This is a genomic window from Pseudonocardia adelaidensis, assembly GCF_039543345.1.
GTDB classification, from domain to species: domain Bacteria; phylum Actinomycetota; class Actinomycetes; order Mycobacteriales; family Pseudonocardiaceae; genus Pseudonocardia; species Pseudonocardia adelaidensis.
Genome location: NZ_BAABJO010000040.1, coordinates 1 through 18,428 on the forward strand (window position 1 = coordinate 1; position 18,428 = coordinate 18,428).

Sequence of the window (18,428 nt, forward strand, 5' to 3'; positions counted from 1 at the left end):
TTGGCTCACAGAACGACATGGCTACGATCCGACTTCGGCGGACTCGGCCCGCGCGGCCGCGGCGGTGGTGACGGCCCGCGCGGCCGAGGCGGCCAAGGCGGCCGAGACCGCATCGGCGGGTGGCGCCGTCCAGATGGTCACCGGCCGCGTGACGTCCGGGTTCGGCGGCCGCTGGGGCCGCGCGCACGAGGGCGTGGACATCGCCGCCCCGATCGGCACACCGATCCGCGTCCCGCTCGCCGGCACCGTGATCGACTCGGGCCCCGCGAGCGGCTTCGGGCTGTGGGTGCGGGTGCGTCACGACGACGGCACCGTCACCACCTACGGTCACATCAACCGCTCGCTCGTGCGCAAGGGGCAGCACGTCGCGGCGGGCGAGGTGATCGCCGAGGTGGGCAACCGCGGGCACTCCACCGGCCCGCACCTGCACATCGAGGTCACCACCCCGGGCGGCAAGAAGGTCAACCCGCGCCCGTGGCTGGACCAGCACGGCATCGGGTACTGAGGCGTTCCCGGTCCGCCCGCGGCGGGCATCGGGGTGGCGCTCACAGGGCCTCCCACCGCCGTGATCATCATTGCCGGGCGGGCTCGATCACCGGCCGCTTCTCGCCCGCCTCCACGATCCGTTCCTCCAGGCGGGCCCGCAGCTCGGCGAGCACCGCCCCGTGAGCCGGGCTGTCCACGAGGTCGTGCAGCTCGTGCGGGTCGGCATCCAGGTCGTAGAGGTGGGCGTCGACGTAGCGCTCGGCGGCCGGCGTCGTCCACCCGTCCGCGTCGGGCGCCTCCACCGCGTACTTCCACCGCGGGGTCCGCAGTGCCCGCCCGACCTGCGACTCGCTGATCTGCACCAGCACGTCGTCGGGCCGCGGGTCCGGTTCGCCGCGCACGACGGGCAGCAGCGAGCGGCCGTCCATCTCCGGCGGCACCGGGAGCCCGGCCGCGTCGAGGAGGGTCGGCGGCAGGTCGAGGTGGCTGACCAGCCTCCGCACCGGCTCCCCGGTGCGCAACCCCGGCCCCGTCACGGCGGTGGGCACGCGGATGGACGCGTCGTGGCAGCTGCGCTTGTACTCGTCGTTGCGCGTCTTGAAGTGGCAGCCGTGGTCGGAGGTGAAGAGCAGCACCGTGTCGTCGGCCAGGCCGAGCTCCTCGAGCGCGGCGCGGACCCGGCCGAGGCACTCGTCGACCCGCCGGACCATGCCGTAGTAGCCGGCGAGGTGGTCGCGGGTGTTGCCGTCGAGCGCGGCGAGGTCGCCGGGGAGCCACGGGTCGGCGTAGCGCTCGGCGTAGCCGTGGGGTGCGGGGTAGTCGTCGCGGCTGTTCTGGTGGTGCGGCTCCAGGTAGGACAGGAACAGGAAGAACGGCCGGTCCCGCCCCTCGCGCAGGTAGGAGATCGCGGCGTCGGTGAGGGCGTCGGCCCGGTAGCCGGGCAGGTCGTGCGGCTCGCCGTGCTCGTCGTAGAGGGTGGTCTCGTAGGCGTCGGAGGTGAACTCGAGCAGGTTCGACGTGAGCCACCGCTCGTAGCCGCCGCGCTGCTCGGGCCGCACCGGGCCGGCGACGTCGTCGTCGGCGAGGTGCCACTTGCCCATGTAGGCGGTCTCGTAGCCGGCGGCGGCGAACCGGTGGGCGAGCGTCGGCTCGCCGGCCGGCAGCGGGATGCCGTTGCGGAAGCAACCGGTCGACGTCGGCCAGCGGCCGGTCTGCAGCGCCGATCTCGACGGCGCGCACACCGGCTGGCAGGTGAAGGACCGCTCGACGTGCACTCCCTCGCGCGCCATCCGGTCGAAGTGCGGCGTGAGCCCGTGCGGGTTGCCGTGGACACCGGTGGTGTCGAACCGCTGCTGGTCGGTGAAGAAGACGAGGACGTTGCGGTTGACGGCGGGGCTCATGCATGCACCTCTCGGCGGGCCTCGAGTTCGGACGTGTCGACGGTGCGGGTCTCGCGCAGGAAGAGCGTGGAGACCACCGACACCAGCCCGAGCACGACGGCGACGGTGGCGATCGGCCAGCTCGCCCCGCCCGACGCCACGAGGAACGAGGTGACGATCGCCGGTACGAAGCCCGCGACCATCGCCGAGAGCTGGTAGGCGAAGGACATCCCGGAGTAGCGGACGCCCACGCCGAACATCTCCGCGAACATCGTGGGCTGCAGGCTGGACATGCACACGGCGCCGCCCAGCCCGACCAGCGCCATCGCGAGCCACACGAGCGCCGTCGAACCGGACCCGAGCAGCCAGACGTAGGGGAACGCGGTGAGCACGACGAAGATCCCGCCCGCGAGGTAGATGGGCCGGCGGCCGATCCGGTCGGAGAGCGCGCCCGCCACGGGGATGAGCGCCAGCCCGATGAGGTTGTAGAACACGATCCCGGTGAGCGCGACCCCCTGGCCGTACCCGAGGCTCGTGGTCACGTAGCTGATGGCGAACGGCTGGTAGATCTGCGACGTGCCGGCCTCGCCGATGCGCACGCCGAAGGCCACGGCGATGTTGCGCGGGTAGCGGCGCAGGGCCGTGAGCAGCGGAATGCGCTCCTGCTTCCCGGCGTCCCGCACCACCTGGAACGCGGGCGTCTCCTCGATCTTGAGGCGGACGATCAGGCCGACGACGAGCAGCACCGCGCTGAACAGGAACGGCACGCGCCAGCCCCAGCTCAGGAACTGCTCCTCGGACAGGCCGGTGAACAGCCCCACCACGGACACGGCGATCAGGTATCCGGTCGCGCCGCCGCACTGGGGGAGGCTGCCCCAGAAGCCACGCCGGTGCCGGGGCGAGTGCTCGACCGCGAGCAGCGATGCCCCGCCGAACTCCCCGCCGAGCCCGAGGCCCTGCAGCAGGCGCAGCAGGACGAGCAGGGTGGGCGCCCAGAAGCCGACCGTGTGGAAGTCCGGGAGCAGGCCGATCAGGAAGGTCGCCCCTCCGATGATCATCATCGTGGTGACGAGCACCTTCTTGCGCCCGAGCCGGTCCCCGAAGTGCCCGAAGATCAGGGCGCCGATCGGGCGGGAGACGAACCCGACGCCGAACGTCGCCAGCGCGGCGAGGGTGCCGATCACCGGGTCGACGTCGGGGAAGAAGAGCTTGTTGAACACCAGTGCGGCGGAGATGCCGTAGAGGTTGAAGTCGTACCACTCGAGCAGCGCGCCGGACATGCTGGCCGCCGCCACCTTGGGCATCGACTGGCGGGGTGGGGCGTCGTGCGGTTGCTGCGTCATCGCTGCTCCCGTCATGTTATTCGATTAACAAGGCACCGTAGGCCCTGGCGTCTCGCCTGTAAAGCCGCCGGCCCGAAGTCGGCTACTGTCGGTGCGTGCCGCCGCGCCGACCCACCCAGCGCGACATCGCGGAGCGCGCGGGCGTCTCCACCGCCACGGTGTCCTACGTGCTCTCCGGCCGCCGCGGCGGGGCGAAACCACCGCCGCCGGAGACGCGGGAGCGCGTGCTGCGCGCGGTCGCCGAGACCGGGTACCAGCTCGACCAGGCCGGGCGCAGCCTGCGCCGGCAGCGGACGGACGTGGTGGCGCTGATGTACCCGGCGCCGTCCAGCCCGTGGTCGGACCGGCTGGCCGAGGAGCTGCAGGTGGCGGCGGCGGACCGGGGGCTCGCGGTCGTCGCGCTCCCAGTCATCACCGGTGCCTCGACGGCGGCGATCCTGCGGATCCTGCGGCAGCGCTACATCGACGGCGCCGTCCTGCTGCACGACTGCCCGCTCGACGGCGCCGAGCTCGCCGCGCTGGCCGCGCAGGGCCGCTCACTCGTGGTGTTCGACGACGACCTCGAACCCGACGGCTTCGACGTGGTCCGCCAGAACCGCCTGCGCGCCTGCCGGGCCGCGATCGAGCGGCTGATCACCGCGGGCCACCGCCGCATCGCCTTCCTCTCCCACGCCGACGATCACGGCGACCCGCTCGCCGACGTCAAGCTGCGCAGCTACACCGACGGCCTCGCCGCCCACGGCATCGCGCAGGACCCGCAGCTCGTCCGGGCCGTTGCGGACTCCCGGCCCGACGCCTACGCCGCGGTCCGCGACCTCCTGCGGCTCCCCGACCCGCCCACCGCGCTGCTCTCGGCCACCGACCGTGCTGCGATCGACGGCATCTGGGCGGCCCGCGACCTGGGTGTCACCGTGCCCGACCGGCTCGCCGTCATCGGCATCGGCAACATCCCCGAAGGCCTGATGATCTCCCCGCCGCTGACCAGCGTCGGCGCCGTGGCCCTCGACTTCTCCGATGCGGTCGCCCGCCTCTTCGAACGCCTCGACGCCGAGGCCGCCCTCCCCGGGGCGGAGCTCTCCGCACCGTGGGAGCTGATCACGCGCGCGTCGGGCTGACTCCGCGGATCGGGTGCTAGAGCGACCCGTTCTCGAACACCTCGAGCGCGCGGATCTTGTTCGTCGCGTCGAGGGCGGCCACCTTGTACGCCTCGGAGAGCGTCGGGTAGTTGAGCACGGTGTCGACGAGGTAGTCGACGGTGCCCCCGCAGCCCATGATCGCCTGCCCGATGTGCACGAGGTCGGTGGCGCCGGTGCCGAAGACGTGCACGCCGAGCAGCGTGCGGTCGTCGGTGGAGACGAGCAGCTTGAGCATGCCGTAGGAGTCGCCGACGATCGCGCCGCGCGCGAGCTCGCGGTAGCGCGACATGCCCACCTCGTAGGGCACGGACGCGGAGGTCAGCTCGGCCTCGGTGCGGCCGCAGTAGGAGATCTCCGGCACCGTGTAGATGCCGATCGGCTGCAGTTCCTGCAGCTCGCGGGCCGGTTCGCCGAAAGCGTGGTAGGCCGCGAGCCGGCCCTGGTCCATGCTGGTGGCCGCGAGCGCGGGGAAGCCGATCACGTCGCCGACGGCGAAGATGTGCGGCACCTCGGTGCGGTACTGCTTGTCGACGGTGATGCGGCCGCGCTTGTCGGCCGCGAGGCCCGCCTTCTCCAGGTCCAGCTCGTCGGTCACGCCCTGGCGGCCCGCCGAGTACATCACCATGTCGGCCGCGATCCGCTTGCCGCTGGCCAGGCTGGTGACGGTGCCGCGCTGCGCCACCTCGACCTTCTCGACCTCCTCGCCGAACCGGAAGGTGACGGACTGGTCGCGCAGGTGGAACTTCAGCGACTCGACCACCTCGGGGTCGCAGAAGTCCAGCATGGCCGGCCGCTTCTCGACCACCGTGACCCTGGTGCCGAGTGCGGCGAACATGGAGGCGTACTCGATCCCGATCACGCCGGCGCCGACGACCACCATCGTTCCCGGGACCCGCTGCAGCTTGAGCACGCCGTCGGAGTCGAGCACGTGCTCGTCGTCGAACTCGACCTCGGCGGGACGGGCGGGCTTCGTGCCGGTGGCGATCACGATGTTCTCGGCCGTGACGGTGCTGCGGTCGCCCCGCGCGTCGCCCTGCACGGTGACGGTGTGCTCGTCCTCGAAGCGCGCGGTGCCGCCGATGATCTCGACGTGGTTGCGCAGCAGCTGGCTGCGGACCACCTCGACCTCGCGGCCGACCACGTGCTGCGTGCGCGCGAGCAGGTCGGCGATGGTGATCTCGCTCTTGACGCGGTAGCTCGCCCCGTACATGTCGCGCTGCGCGAAGCCGGTGAGGTACAGCACGGCCTCGCGCAACGTCTTGGACGGAATCGTGCCCGTGTTGACGCAGACGCCGCCCATCATGTTGCGCCGCTCCGCCACACAGACGCGCTTGCCCAGCTTCGCACCCGCGATCGCGGCCTTCTGGCCACCCGGTCCGGATCCGATCACGAGCAGGTCGTAGTCGTACACCCGGCGGTCCTCCCCACGGTCGGCGGGCCATCGACGGACCGCACGGGGGACAGCGTTGCCCCACCGGTGCCGCGCGGCAAGCGCGGGAGGTTAACAGTCGACGACGACACGGCGGTCAACGCGCCGCGCGCTCACAGCCGGTTGTCCACATCGCGGCGATCCCGCCCGTTCCGCCGCACGTTGCCCACAGCCGAACGGAGCAACGCCCCCATCGCCCGGCCCCCGCCACGCATCCTCGCCGCATGACGCCTCCCGCCGACCACCCTCCCGCCGCACCGCCGGTCGACCAGCGGCCCGTGCTCCGCGTACGCGACCAGGGCGAGCTGGTGGCCGCCGTCCCGGCCATGCTCGGGTTCCACCCACGCGAGTCGCTCGTCCTGATGGCAACCGGCGGCCTGTCGGGCCGCAGGCTCGGCCTCACGTTGCGCGTCGACCTGCCGCCGCCGGAGCACCCGCAGTACGCCGAACACGCCGAGCTCGTCGTGGCGTCGGCGGTGTGCGGACTGCTCCTCGACGAACCCACGGGAGCGGTCGCCGTCGTGGTGAGCGAGTCCGGTGATCCACCCGGGCCGCTCCCGCACTCGCTGCTCGCAGGCCGCGTCGAGTCGGCGCTCGCGGCGCAGCAGGTGCCGATCCGGGCCGTGATGTGGACCGAGCGCACCACCGGTGGAGCCCGCTGGGCCTGCTACCAGGCGTGCGGCTGCGCGGGCACGGTCCCCGACCCCGCCACCACACCGTTCGTGGCCGCCGTGGTGGCGGAGGGCAAGGTGGTGCACGCAGATCGCGCCGCGCTGGAGGCAGTGGTCGCCCCGGTCGACCAGGACGTGCTCCGGCGCCGCGAGAAGCGGCTGATCCAGTCGGTGGACGGGCAGCTCGAGGGGGACACGGGCGCGGTCGTCCTCGAACCGGACGCGGGCGTGTTCCTCGTCGACGCCGCGATCGCCGACTCCGCGGCCGGGCGGCTCGCCCTGTCCGACGACGACGTCGTCGCGCTGGCCACGGCGCTCGGGATCGCCGAGGTGCGCGGCTGGGCGCTGCAGCGCACCGCCGGGCCGGGCGGGGCGGCCGCCGAACACCTGTGGGCCGCACTCGTCCGGGAGACGCCCGATCCCGAGGCGGCCGAGCCTGCGGCGCTGCTGGCGGTCTCGGCGCTGCTGCGTGGTGACGGCGCGTTGGCCAACATCGCGCTCGACCGCGCGGAGCGGGCGTGGCCGGGACACGCCTTCGCGGGACTCGTCCGCCGCTGCGCCGCGGCCGGCGTCCGGCCGTCCCAGGTGCGCGACACGCTGCTCGGCGGGCCCACGCGGGACGCGCGGTGAGCGCCGTGCTCAGCGGCCGGTCACGCCGTCCTGGTGCGGGTGAACTCCCAGGCGTCGCCCACGATCGTGGCGAGGTCGGTGCGGTGCGGCCGCCAGTCCAGCTCGGCCTTGGCCGCCTCGCTCGAGGCGATCAGCACGGCCGGGTCGCCGGCACGGCGGGGGGCGGACACGGCCGGGATCGGGTGTCCGGTCACCGTGCGGCAGGCCTCCACCACCTCGCGCACCGAGAAGCCGCTTCCCGATCCCAGGTTGTAGATCGCGTGCCGCCCCGGCCGCGCGTGCTGGAGCGCCAGCAGGTGGGCGTCGGCGAGGTCGTCCACGTGGATGTAGTCGCGCACGCACGTGCCGTCCGGGGTGGGCCAGTCCTCGCCGTACACCTGCACCGCATCGCGGATGCCCGACGCCACCTGCAGCACGAGCGGGATCAGGTGGGTCTCCACCGTGTGCCGCTCGCCGAATCGGCCGTGGGCGCCGGCCACGTTGAAGTACCGCAGGCTCACCGCGGCCAGCCCGTGTGCCACGGCGTAGGAGCCGATCGCGTGGTCGATGGCGAGCTTGCTCGCCCCGTACGGGTTGGTCGGCCTGGTCGGTGCGTCCTCGCGGATCGGCACCTGCTCCGGCTCGCCGTACGTCGCCGCGGTGGAGGAGAACACCAGCCGGGGGGTGCCGTGGCGGCGCATCGCCTCGAGCAGCCGGAAGCTCGTCACCACGTTGCCGTTCCAGTACAGCTCCGGCCGCTGCACGGATTCGCCCACGAGCGACTTGGCCGCGAAGTGGAGCACGCCCTCGAAACCGTCGGCGAGCACGTCGTCCGCGACGGCCGCGAGATCGCCCTCCACGAACCGCGCGCCCTCGGGCACAGCGTCCTTGTGCCCGGTGGACAGGTCGTCGAGCACCGTCACGTCGTGGCCCGCGTCCACCAGGTGCGCGGCGCACACGCTGCCGACGTAGCCGGCGCCACCGGTCACGAGCAGCTTCACAGAACTCCTCCTCGGGGTTCGGCGCGCGTCGCCCGGCCGGCGCGCGTCGCGGCACACCGTCTCACGGCGCACCGCGACGTACTCGGAGGGCTCCGGTCAGCGAGCCCGCACGAGCACCGCGTGGGCGATCAGCGGCGCCACCGACGAGGAGGCGCCGTTGCTCGCCACGGTCACGGCGTCGCCGAAACGCGAGATGGCGTCCACGTCCACGTCCTGACCCGGCACGATGCCGGCCGACTTGAGATCGGCCATGAGGTCGGCGTCCACCTGCACGTGCTCGGCGATGCGGCGCACCTCCACCGGCCCACCACCGCGGCGGGCGAACTCGTCGAGGCGCTGCAGGCCCACCTCCAGCACCGGCGGGGCCGAGGCGGAACGCGTGGCGGCGGCGGTGTCGAGGGCGTTCACGAGCTCGTCGAGGCCGGGGATGGGGTTGCCGTACGGGGAGATCGTGGGGTTGTCGAGCAGCTTCACGAGCTTGCGCTCCACCGCCTCGCTCATCACGTGCTCCCAGCGGCAGGCCTCGGCGTGCACGAACTCCCACTCGAGCCCGATCACGTCCACGAGCAGCCGCTCCGCGAGCCGGTGCTTGCGCATCACGGCCACCGCACGACCGCGGCCGGCCTCCGTGAGCTCGAGGTGCCGGTCGCCGGCCACCACCACCAGCCCGTCGCGCTCCATCCGGGCCACGGTCTGGCTCACCGTCGGCCCGCTCTGGCCGAGCCGTTCCGCGATGCGCGCGCGCAGCGGAACGACACCCTCCTCCTCGAGTTCGTAGATCGTGCGGAGGTACATCTCGGTGGTATCGATGAGCTCGTTCACGCCCCCAGCCCTTCCGTCAAGACCCCATTCTATCGGTGCAACGGCTCGCAGCCGCCCCGCCATCCCGGGCAGGATGACCGGGTGTTCGCACTGATGGATCCCCTGGTCGCTCCCTCCCGGCTCGCCCGACTCCTCGCCGACCCGGATCCGGAGCAGCGGCCCGTGGTGCTCGACGTGCGGTGGCGGCTCGGCGGCCCGCCCGCGAGGCCCGACCACGACGCCGCACACATCCCCGGAGCCGTCTTCCTCGACATGGACACCGACCTGGCCGACCCGCCCGGGCCTGCCGGTCGCCACCCGCTGCCGTCGGTCGAACGGCTGCAGGCCGCGCTGCGCCGGGCGGGGGTGCGAGACGGGTCGCTGGTCGTCGCCCACGACGACGCCCAGGGCGTGCAGGCGGCGCGGGCGTGGTGGCTGCTGAGGTGGGCCGGGTTCGCCGCGGGTCGCGTCGCGGTGCTCGACGGCGGGTTCCGGGGCTGGGTCGACGCGGGGCTGCCCACCACGGCCGAGCCGTCCCGGCCGGTGCCCGGCGACGTCACGGTGCGGACCGGCGGCATGCCGGTGCTCGACGCCGACGAGGCGGCCGCGCTCGCCCGCAGCGGGGTGCTGCTCGACGCCCGCGCACCGGAGCGCTACCGCGGTGAGCACGAGCCGGTCGACCCGAAGGCAGGCCACATCCCCGGCGCCCGCAACGCGCCGGCCACCGACGTCCTCGCGTCCGACGGACGCTGGCTCCCGCCGGTGTCGCTGGCCGAGTGGCTGGGCGGGCTGGCGGAGGCGGGGGAGTGCGACGTCGCGGCGTACTGCGGGTCCGGCGCCACCGCGGCGGCGCTGGTGCTCGCCGCCGAGCACGCCGGCTTCCGCCCGCCGGATCGGCCGATCGGGCTGTACGTCGGGTCGTGGTCGAACTGGTCGGCCGACCCGGCGCGACCCGTGGCCACCGGGTCGGCACCGTGAGCGTGCGGGCCGCGGTCGTGTGGACCCCCGACTTCCTGGGCTACGACCTCGGCGACGAGCACCCGCTCGACCCGGTGCGGCTCGACCTCACGATGCGGCTGGCCACCGAGCTGGGGGTGCTCGAGGGCGTCGAGCCGCTGGCGCCCGAGCAGGCGCCCGACGAGGAGGTGCAGCGGGTCCACGTCCCGTCGTACATCACCGCGGTCAAGTCCGCGCCCGAGCAGCCGTTCGGCGTGGGCCACGGGCTCGGCACCGAGGACAACCCCATCTTCCTCGGCATGCACGAGGCCAGCGCGCTGGTCTGCGGGGGATCGCTGCTCGCGGCGCGCGAGATCGCCGAGGGCCGGACCGACCGCGCCGTCAACATCGCGGGTGGGCTGCACCACGCGATGCGCGACCGCGCGTCCGGCTTCTGCGTCTACAACGACTGCGCGGTGGCGATCTCCTGGCTGCTCGACCACGGGTTCGACCGCATCGCCTACGTCGACGTCGACGTCCACCACGGCGACGGCGTGCAGGCCGCGTTCTACACCGACCCGCGGGTGCTCACGATCTCGCTGCACCAGCACCCGATGACGCTGTGGCCGGGCACCGGCTGGCCGGGCGAGTACGGGGAGGGGGAGGCGGCCGGGCGGGCCGTCAACATCCCGCTGCCGCCGGGCACACCCGACGCTAGCTGGCTGCGTGCCTTCCACGCGGTCGTGCCGTCGCTCCTCACGGAGTTCCGGCCGCAGATCCTCGTCACCCAGTGCGGCGTCGACACCCACGTCGAGGACCCGCTCGCCGACCTCGGTCTCACGGTCGACGGCCACCGCACCATCTACCGGGCGCTCAGGGAGCTTGCCACCCACACCGCGGGCGGCAAGTGGCTCGCCGTGGGCGGGGGCGGGTACGGGCTCTTCCGGGTGGTGCCCCGGTCGTGGACCCACCTGATCGCCACCGTGCTCGACCGCGACGTCGGGCCGGACCGCCCGCTGCCCGCCGGCTGGGTGGCCCACACCGCGAGCCTCACCAGCCAGCAGCTGCCGATCTCGATGACCGACGGCGGCGACACCGGGTACATCCCGTGGACCGAGGGGGCCGACCGGGTCGACACCGCCGTCCTGGAGACCAGGCGGGCGGTCTTCCCGTTGTACGGCCTCGACCCCGACGACCCGAGGGACTGACGGGCATGACCACGAGCAGCGGCACCACCGGCGGCGGCACGGCGCCTGCGGTCTCCGGCCCCGGCTACCCGCAGCACTGGGAGGCCGACGTGGTGGCCACCGACGGCGGCATCGTGCACCTGCGTCCGATCGTGCCCGGCGACGCCGAGGCGCTGCTGCGGTTCCACCAGAGCCTCTCGGAGCGCACCCGCTACCTGCGCTACTTCGGCCCGTACCCGCGCATCCCCCCGCGCGACCTCGAGCGGTTCACCACCGTCGACCACCGCACCCGGGTGGCGCTCATCTGCCTGCTCGGCGACGAGATCATCGCAGTGGGCCGCTACGAGGGGCTGGGGCCGGGCCCGGACGGGCGGGTCGAGGCGGCCGAGGTCGCGTTCGTCGCGCGCGACGACCACCAGCGCCGTGGGCTGGGCTCGATCCTGCTCGAACACCTCGCGGCGGCCGCGCGCGAGAACGGCCTGCGCCGGTTCGAGGCCGAGGTGCTGGTGGAGAACCACCAGATGGTCCGGGTCTTCCGGGACGCCGGGTACCAGGTGAGCCGCGAGTTCGCCGAGGGCGTGCTGCACCTCGAGTTCGACATCGACCCCACGGAGCGCTCGCTCGCCGTCCGCGACTCCCGGGAGCAACGGGCCGAGGCCCGCAGCGTGCACAACGCGTTGCACCCCACGTCGGTGGCCGTGATCGGGGCGTCCACCGAACCGTCGAAGATCGGGCACGCCGTGCTGGCCAACCTCCTGCGCGGCAACTTCACCGGGCCCGTCTACCCGGTCAACCCGGCCACGCGGTCGGTCCGCGGGGTGCGGGCGTACGCGTCGGTCACCGAGATTCCCGACGAGGTCGACCTGGCCGTGGTCGCGGTACCCGCCGCGAACATCGACGAGGTGATGGACTCCTGCCTCGAGAAGGGGGTCACCACGCTCGTCGTGGTGAGCGCGGGGTTCGCCGACGTGGGCGGGAGCGGTGTCGTCGCGGAGCGGCGGCTCGTGTCCGAGGCCAGGGCGCACGGCATGCGGGTGATCGGGCCGAACGCGCTCGGGGTGGTCAACAACGACCCCGCGGTGCGGCTCAACGCCACCCTCGCCCCCGATCTCCCGGGCGCGGGCCGGGTCGGCTTCTTCTCGCAGTCGGGCGCGCTGGGCATCGCGATCCTCGCGGCGGCGAAGGAGCGCGGGCTCGGCCTGTCCACGTTCGTCTCGGCGGGCAACCGGGCCGACCTGTCGGGCAACGACCTGCTGCAGTACTGGCAGACCGACCCCAACACCGACGTCGTGCTGCTCTACCTCGAGACGTTCGGCAACCCGCGCAAGTTCGCCCGGCTGGCGCGGCGGCTCGCGCGCACCAAGCCGATCGTCGCGGTGAAGAGCGGCCGCCACTCCGGCCCCACGGCCGCGTTGGCGGCCCGCGCGGCGCCCATCGACGAAGCCAGCGTGCGGGCGCTGTTCGAGCAGGCGGGGGTGATCCGGGTCGAGACGCTCAGCCAGCTGTTCGACACGGCACTGCTGCTGGCCTACCAACCGCTCCCGGCCGGTCCGCGGGTCGCGGTGGTGGGCAACTCCAGCGCACTGGGCGTCCTGGTCGCCGACGCGCTGCTCGACGGCGGGATGGAGCTCGCGGGCCCGCCGGTCGACGTCGGCACCGCGGCGCCGCCGGAGGAGTTCGCCGCCGCGGTTGCCCGGGCGATCCGGGACGACCCCGCGCAGGAGGCGGGACACGACGAGGCGTCCCGGGCCGACGCCCTCATCGCCGTGTTCGTCCCGCCGGTCGCCATCCCCGGCGCGGCGTACGCCCGCGCGCTGCGGGAGGCGGTGGCCGGGTCCGACAAGCCGGTGGCCGCGGTGTTCCTCGCGGCCGAGGGCGTGCCGGTCGAGCTCTCGGTCGAGCGGGAGGACGGCTCGCCCGGGCCGGGATCGGTGCCGAGCTACCCCAGCCCGGAGCGCGCGGCGGCGGCCCTCGCCCGGGTCAGCCGGTACGCCCAGTGGCGGGCGCGGCCGGTGGGGGAGTTCGTCAGCCCGGCGGGGATCGACGCGGAGCGGGCACGGGCCCTGGTGGCCCGGCTCGGCGCGGCCCGCCCCCACCGGCTCGGTGACGGCGAGACGGTCGAGCTGCTGGGCTGCTACGGCGTGGCGGTCACCGATTTCCGCATGGTGTCCGACGCCGACGCGGCGGTGGCGGCGGCCGAGGAGCTCGGCTACCCGGTGGCGATCAAGGCGGTCGGCGACCGCTGGCGACACCGCACCGACCAGGCGGGTGTCCGGCTCGACCTGGACGCCCCGTCCGGCGTGCGCCGCGCCCACACCGACCTCGCGCGGCTCACCGGCCAGAGCGAGGTCTACGTGCAGCGCATGGCCCCGAAGGGCATCTCCTGCGTGCTGGAGATCGTCGACGACCCGTCGTTCGGGTCGCTGCTGTCGTTCGGGCTCTCCGGGATGGCCACCGAGCTGCTCGGCGACCGCGCGTTCCGGGTGGTCCCGGTGTCCGACCAGGACGCCGCCGCGTTGGTGCGCGCGCCGCGGGCCGCGCCGCTCCTGGCCGGCTACCGCGGCACCGAGCCGGTCGACCTGGCCGCGCTGGAGGACCTGGTGCTGAGGGTCGGGCGGATCGCCGAGGACCTGCCCCAGGTGCGCTCGCTCGTGCTCGACCCGGTGCTCACCTCGGCCGAGGGGGCGTTCGTCACCGGCGCCCGGATCGTCCTCGGCCCACCGCCCACCCGGCGGGACAGCGGGCCGCGGCGCCTGCCCTGACTCCGGGGCTTGGTGATCGCCGATCCGGGGCAGTCACCGTCGTCCGCAGGGTGTTGCCGGATCGGGGCCGCGGCGCCCTTGCCTCGTCGTGCGGAACGTGCGCGGCCGGGAGGCGCGGCAGCGGGGGCCGGACGGGGTTCGATCGGACGGGGGTTGATCGGCGGGAGCGGGACCTGGCGTCCACACATGAGCGTGAGGTCCCGATCCGGGCGATCACGGTCGCCACACCGCCTTGGTCGCTGTGGGAGACCGGGACCAGCCACCATCGGTCCGTGATCGTCGAACACCCCGGCAGCGGCGATTCGGCAACACCCTCCCGAGCGGCAGTGAGCGGACCGAATCGGCAATCTTCGGCGCCTGGTGCGTGACGCGAGACGGGTGCGTGGCCGGCCCCAGCCCGGGCTCGCCGTCGACAACTGATCGAGTGTGGAGCTACCGGCGGAAGGAGACCTGCAGCGTCGGCTGGCTCACCCCGGCGAAGAAGTCGTTGCCCTTGTCGTCCACCACCACGAAGGCGGGGAAGTCCTCCACCTCGATGCGCCAGACCGCTTCCATCCCGAGCTCGGGGTACTCGAGCACGTCGACCTTGCGGATGCAGTCCTGGGCCAGCCGGGCCGCGGGGCCGCCGATGGAGCCGAGGTAGAACCCGCCGTACGTGGCGCAGGCGGTGGTCACCTGCTTCGACCGGTTGCCCTTGGCCAGCATCACGAGCGAGCCGCCCGCGGCCTGGAACTGCTCCACGTACGAGTCCATCCGGCCCGCGGTGGTGGGGCCGAACGAGCCGGACGCGTAGCCCTCCGGCGTCTTGGCCGGACCGGCGTAGTAGACGGGGTGGTCGCGCAGGTACTGCGGCATCGGCTCACCTGCCTCCAGCCGCTCCGCGATCTTGGCGTGGGCGATGTCGCGGGCCACGACGAGCGGACCGGTGAGCGACACGCGCGTCTTCACCGGGAGCGTCGAGAGCTGGGCGCGGATGTCGGCCATCGGCCGGTTGAGGTCCACGCGCACCACCTCGTCGGACAGGTCCTCGGTGGTGGTCTCCGGCAGGAACCGGGCGGGGTCGCGCTCGAGCTGCTCGAGGAACACCCCCTCCGGGGTGATCTTGGCCTTGGCCTGGCGGTCGGCGGAGCAGGACACCGCCACGCCCACCGGGAGCGAGGCGCCGTGGCGCGGGAGCCGGATCACGCGCACGTCGTGGCAGAAGTACTTGCCGCCGAACTGCGCGCCGATGCCGAACTCGCGCGTCAGCTCCAGCACCTGCTGCTCGAGGTCGCGGTCGCGGAAGGCGTGGCCCAGCTCCGTGCCCTGCGTGGGCAGGTTGTCCAGGTAGCGGGCGGAGGCGAGCTTGGCGACCTTGAGGGTGTACTCGGCCGACATGCCACCCACCACCACCGCGAGGTGGTAGGGCGGGCAGGCGGCGGTGCCGAGCGAGCGCAGCTTCTCGTCGAGGAACGCCGCGAGCTTCTTCGGCGTCAGCAGCGCCTTCGTCTCCTGGTAGAGGAAGGTCTTGTTCGCCGAGCCACCGCCCTTGGCCAGCACCAGGAGCTCGTACTTCGGCGTCTGCCCCGGCGCGGTGTAGAGCTCCACCTGCGCGGGCAGGTTCGTGCCCGTGTTCTTCTCGTCCCAGAACGAGGTGGGCGCCATCTGCGAGTAGCGCAGGTTCAGCTGGTCGTAGGCCTCGAACACGCCGCGGGAGATGGCGCGCTCGTCGTCGCCGCCGGTCAGCACGGTCTCGGTGCGCTTCGCGATCACGATCGCCGTGCCGGTGTCCTGGCACATCGGCAGCACCCCGCCCGCCGACACGCACGCGTTGCGGATCAGGTCGGTGGCCACGAAGCGGTCGTTGGGGGACGCCTCCGGGTCGTCGACGATGGCCCGCAGCTGCGCGAGGTGCGACGGCCGCAGCATGTGCTGGATGTCGCGCACCGACTCGCGCACGAGCGCGGTGATCGTGGACGGGTCGATCTCGAGGAAGGTGCGGCCCGCCGCCTCGACGACCCGCCCCGGTGGGAGGTCGAGGAGCCGGTACTCGGTGTCGTCCGGGCCGAGGGGGAGAACGTCGGTGTGGTGGAACTCGGGCACCTGGAGAACCTAACAGCGCGAGAAACCACCAGCGCACAGCGCCGGAATGGGTCGGGAGGCCGGACCGGCCCCCGACCAGTCCGACCTCCCGGGGTGGGCGCGTCCGGCGGGCCGGCGCGCGCGAGGTCTCCGGTGGGAGAGGTTCTCCCGCCAACGGCCTCCCGTCAACTTCTGGGCAGGGCCTGGCGCCGGACCGTAGGGTCATTGCATGCCTGGATCGATTCTCGGGACCTCCGTGCGCCGCGTCGAGGACCGTGACCTCATCACCGGCGCGAGCACCTACGTCGGAAACCTCGCCCTCGAGGGCGTCCTGCACCTCGCCTTCGTCCGCTCCCCGTTCGCCCACGCCGTCATCACCGGGATCGACACGGCCGCCGCCGCGGCGGCCCCGGGTGTCGTGGCGGTGTTCACGGCAGCCGACCTCGACCTGCCCGCCCACCACGGCCTCATGGTCGTGAACAAGGACCTGCCGCGCCCGCCGCTCGCCACCGACCGCGTCCGCTTCGTGGGGGAGGCGGTCGCGGTCGTGGTCGCCGAGACCAAGGCGGCCGCCGTCGACGCGGTCGAGCTGGTGGAGGTGGACTACGACCCGCTACCGGCCGTCGTCGACATGGAGGCCGCGCTCGAGCCGGGCGCGGAGCTGCAGTTCCCGGAGCTGGGCAGCAACCTGGCCGACGGCAACCGGTCCACCGACGAGGACGTGCTCGCGGACGCCGAGGTGGTCGTGCGGGCCCGGTTGGTGAACCAGCGCGTGGCGGTGGTGCCGATGGAGGGCAACGCGATCGCCGTCCTGCCCGGGGGTTACGACGGCGGGGACCACGACCTCACGATCTGGGTCTCCACCCAGATGCCGCACGGCTTCCGCGCCCAGGCGGCCGCGCTGTTCGGGCTCGAGCAGGACCGGGTGCGGGTGATCGCGCCGCACGTCGGCGGCGGGTTCGGCGGCAAGGCGGGCATGATCGCCGAGCACACCACGGCGGTCGGGGTCGCGCGCAGGCTCGGCCGGCCCGTCACGTGGGTGGAGACCCGCTCGGAGAACCTCGTGTCGATGCCCCAGGGACGCGGGCAGGTGGCCTACTACGAGCTGGGCCTCACGCGCGACGGCATGATCACGGGGCTGCGGGCGCGGGTCGTCGGCGACAGCGGCGCGTACGCGGGGTTCGGCGGCGGTCTCATCTTCATGTCCACGCGCACGATGGCCACCGGCGTGTACCGGATCCCGAAGCTCGCCTTCGACGGGGCGGTCGCGCTCACCAACACCACGCCGATGGGCGCGTTCCGCGGCGCGGGCCGGCCCGAGGCCACGGCGCACATCGAGCGGATGATGGACCTCGCCGCGGCCGAGCTGGGCGTCGACCCGGTCGAGTTGCGGCGGCGCAACTTCATCCAGCCCGACGAGTTCCCGTACGACACCCTCTCCGGGGTGCGCTACGACATCGGCGACTACGACCTGCCGCTGCGCGAGGCGCTGCGGCTCGTCGACTACGAGAAGCTGCGGGAGGAGCAGGCCACCCGGCGGGAGGCGGGCGACCCGGTGCAGCTGGGCATCGGCGTGAGCGTGTACGTCGAGATCACCGGCGGGGCGGGCGACGAGTACGGCTCCGTCGTCGTGCACCCCGACGGCTCCGCGACGATCTCGGCGGGCACGTCGGCGCACGGCCAGGGCCACGCCACGTCGTTCGCCATGGTCGCGAGCGACCGGCTCGGGATCCCGGTGGAGCGGATCCGGTTCGTCCAGTCCGACACCGCCGCGGTGCCCCGCGGCGGCGGCACGGGCGGGTCGCGGTCGCTGCAGATGGCGGGCAACGCCGTGCAGGCGGCGGCCGACGACGTGCTCGAGCAGGGGCGCAGGCGCGCCGCCGCGATGCTCGAGGCGTCCGTCGACGACGTGCAGCTCACCGAGGACGGCGAGTTCGGCGTGGCCGGCGTCCCGTCGGTCACGCTCACGTGGGCGCAGGTCGCGGGCGGGGCCGAGGCCGACGGCGAGCGGATCTTCGCCGGGCTGGACTTCCACCAGGACGGCGCCACGTTCCCGTTCGGGGCGCACGTGTCGGTGGTGGAGGTCGACACCGAGACCGGCCGGGTCACGCCGCGCCGCCACGTCGCGGTGGACGACTGCGGGCGGGTGCTCAACCCGTTGATCGTGGAGGGCCAGCAGCACGGCGGGCTGGCGCAGGGGGTCGCGCAGGCGCTGTACGAGGAGGTCGTCTTCGACGCCGACGGCCAGCCGCTCACCGGCACCCTCGCCGACTACCGGATGCCGAGCGCGGCGGACCTGATGATGTTCGAGACCGCCAACACCGAGACGCCCACGCCGCTGAACCCGCTCGGGGCGAAGGGCATCGGCGAGTCGGCCACGGTGGGCTCGACGCCGGCCGTGCAGAACGCCGTGGTGGACGCGCTGAGCCACCTCGGCGTGCGGCACGTCGACCTGCCGTGCACGCCGGAGCGGGTGTGGCGGGCCGTGCAGGATGCGCGCGCCGGGCAGCCCGCCGACCCGTGGCGCGAGCCCCCTGCGGTCTTCGCGACGCTCCCGGTGCGCGCCGGGGGCGACGGAGCCGGGGAGGGCACCATCTGAGATCCGCCACCCGGGCCCGCGTGCGACC

Annotated in this window: 12 protein-coding genes; 6 read left to right on the forward strand and 6 right to left on the reverse strand. The window is 73.5% G+C overall.

Going from position 1 to position 18,428, the window contains the following annotated elements:
• Positions 1–572: 572 nt before the first annotated feature.
• Positions 573–1,886 (reverse strand): sulfatase-like hydrolase/transferase, encoded by a 1,314-nt coding sequence (locus ABEA81_RS36075; RefSeq protein WP_345611532.1) that lies wholly within the window; start codon positions 1,884–1,886, stop codon positions 573–575.
• Complete coding sequence (locus ABEA81_RS36080; protein ID WP_345611533.1) at positions 1,883–3,208, reverse strand: MFS transporter; 1,326 nt, start codon at positions 3,206–3,208, stop codon at positions 1,883–1,885. Before ABEA81_RS36080 ends, ABEA81_RS36075 begins: the two co-directional genes overlap by 4 nt.
• Before the next feature lie 95 nt (positions 3,209–3,303).
• Here ABEA81_RS36080 and ABEA81_RS36085 point away from each other — a divergent pair, with 95 nt between their 5' ends.
• Complete coding sequence (locus ABEA81_RS36085) at positions 3,304–4,323, forward strand: LacI family DNA-binding transcriptional regulator (protein WP_345611534.1); 1,020 nt, start codon at positions 3,304–3,306, stop codon at positions 4,321–4,323.
• A 16-nt stretch (positions 4,324–4,339) separates the two neighbouring features.
• Here the strand turns inward: ABEA81_RS36085 and sthA are convergent, their stop codons facing one another.
• The gene (sthA, locus tag ABEA81_RS36090; RefSeq protein ID WP_345611536.1) at positions 4,340–5,755 is read right to left on the reverse strand and encodes a Si-specific NAD(P)(+) transhydrogenase; all 1,416 of its coding nucleotides are present in this window, start codon (positions 5,753–5,755) and stop codon (positions 4,340–4,342) included.
• 242 nt (positions 5,756–5,997) lie between these two features.
• On the opposite strand from sthA, the gene ABEA81_RS36095 reads away from it, so the two are divergent.
• Positions 5,998–7,074, forward strand: coding sequence for a DUF4192 domain-containing protein (locus ABEA81_RS36095; RefSeq protein WP_345611537.1), 1,077 nt, complete (start codon positions 5,998–6,000; stop codon positions 7,072–7,074).
• 20 nt (positions 7,075–7,094) lie between these two features.
• On the opposite strand, the gene galE is transcribed toward ABEA81_RS36095, so the two are convergent.
• Positions 7,095–8,054 carry a UDP-glucose 4-epimerase GalE gene (gene galE / locus ABEA81_RS36100; protein ID WP_345611538.1) on the reverse strand — a complete coding sequence of 320 codons (960 nt, stop codon included), beginning with the start codon at positions 8,052–8,054 and terminating at the stop codon, positions 7,095–7,097.
• 96 nt (positions 8,055–8,150) lie between these two features.
• A complete protein-coding gene (locus tag ABEA81_RS36105; protein WP_345611540.1) occupies positions 8,151–8,876 on the reverse strand; it encodes a metal-dependent transcriptional regulator in 726 nt (241 codons plus the stop codon).
• 93 nt (positions 8,877–8,969) lie between these two features.
• On the opposite strand from ABEA81_RS36105, the gene ABEA81_RS36110 reads away from it, so the two are divergent.
• From ABEA81_RS36110 to ABEA81_RS36120, 3 genes are read left to right on the forward strand one after another with little or no spacing between them, the layout of a single operon-like run.
• Positions 8,970–9,833, forward strand: coding sequence for a sulfurtransferase (locus tag ABEA81_RS36110; RefSeq protein WP_345611541.1), 864 nt, complete (start codon positions 8,970–8,972; stop codon positions 9,831–9,833).
• 2 nt (positions 9,834–9,835) lie between these two features.
• The gene (locus ABEA81_RS36115; RefSeq protein ID WP_345611642.1) at positions 9,836–10,999 is read left to right on the forward strand and encodes an acetoin utilization protein AcuC; all 1,164 of its coding nucleotides are present in this window, start codon (positions 9,836–9,838) and stop codon (positions 10,997–10,999) included.
• A 5-nt stretch (positions 11,000–11,004) separates the two neighbouring features.
• On the forward strand, positions 11,005–13,740 hold the full coding sequence (locus ABEA81_RS36120) for a bifunctional acetate--CoA ligase family protein/GNAT family N-acetyltransferase (protein WP_345611542.1): 2,736 nt from the start codon (positions 11,005–11,007) through the stop codon (positions 13,738–13,740).
• Positions 13,741–14,172: 432 nt separating this feature from the next.
• Here ABEA81_RS36120 and ABEA81_RS36125 read toward each other — a convergent pair whose 3' ends face one another.
• Complete coding sequence (locus tag ABEA81_RS36125) at positions 14,173–15,822, reverse strand: fumarate hydratase (protein ID WP_345611544.1); 1,650 nt, start codon at positions 15,820–15,822, stop codon at positions 14,173–14,175.
• Between the two features lie 208 nt (positions 15,823–16,030).
• Between ABEA81_RS36125 and ABEA81_RS36130 the strand changes: the two genes are divergently transcribed.
• Positions 16,031–18,400 (forward strand): xanthine dehydrogenase family protein molybdopterin-binding subunit, encoded by a 2,370-nt coding sequence (locus ABEA81_RS36130; RefSeq protein ID WP_345611546.1) that lies wholly within the window; start codon positions 16,031–16,033, stop codon positions 18,398–18,400.
• Positions 18,401–18,428: the final 28 nt, after the last annotated feature.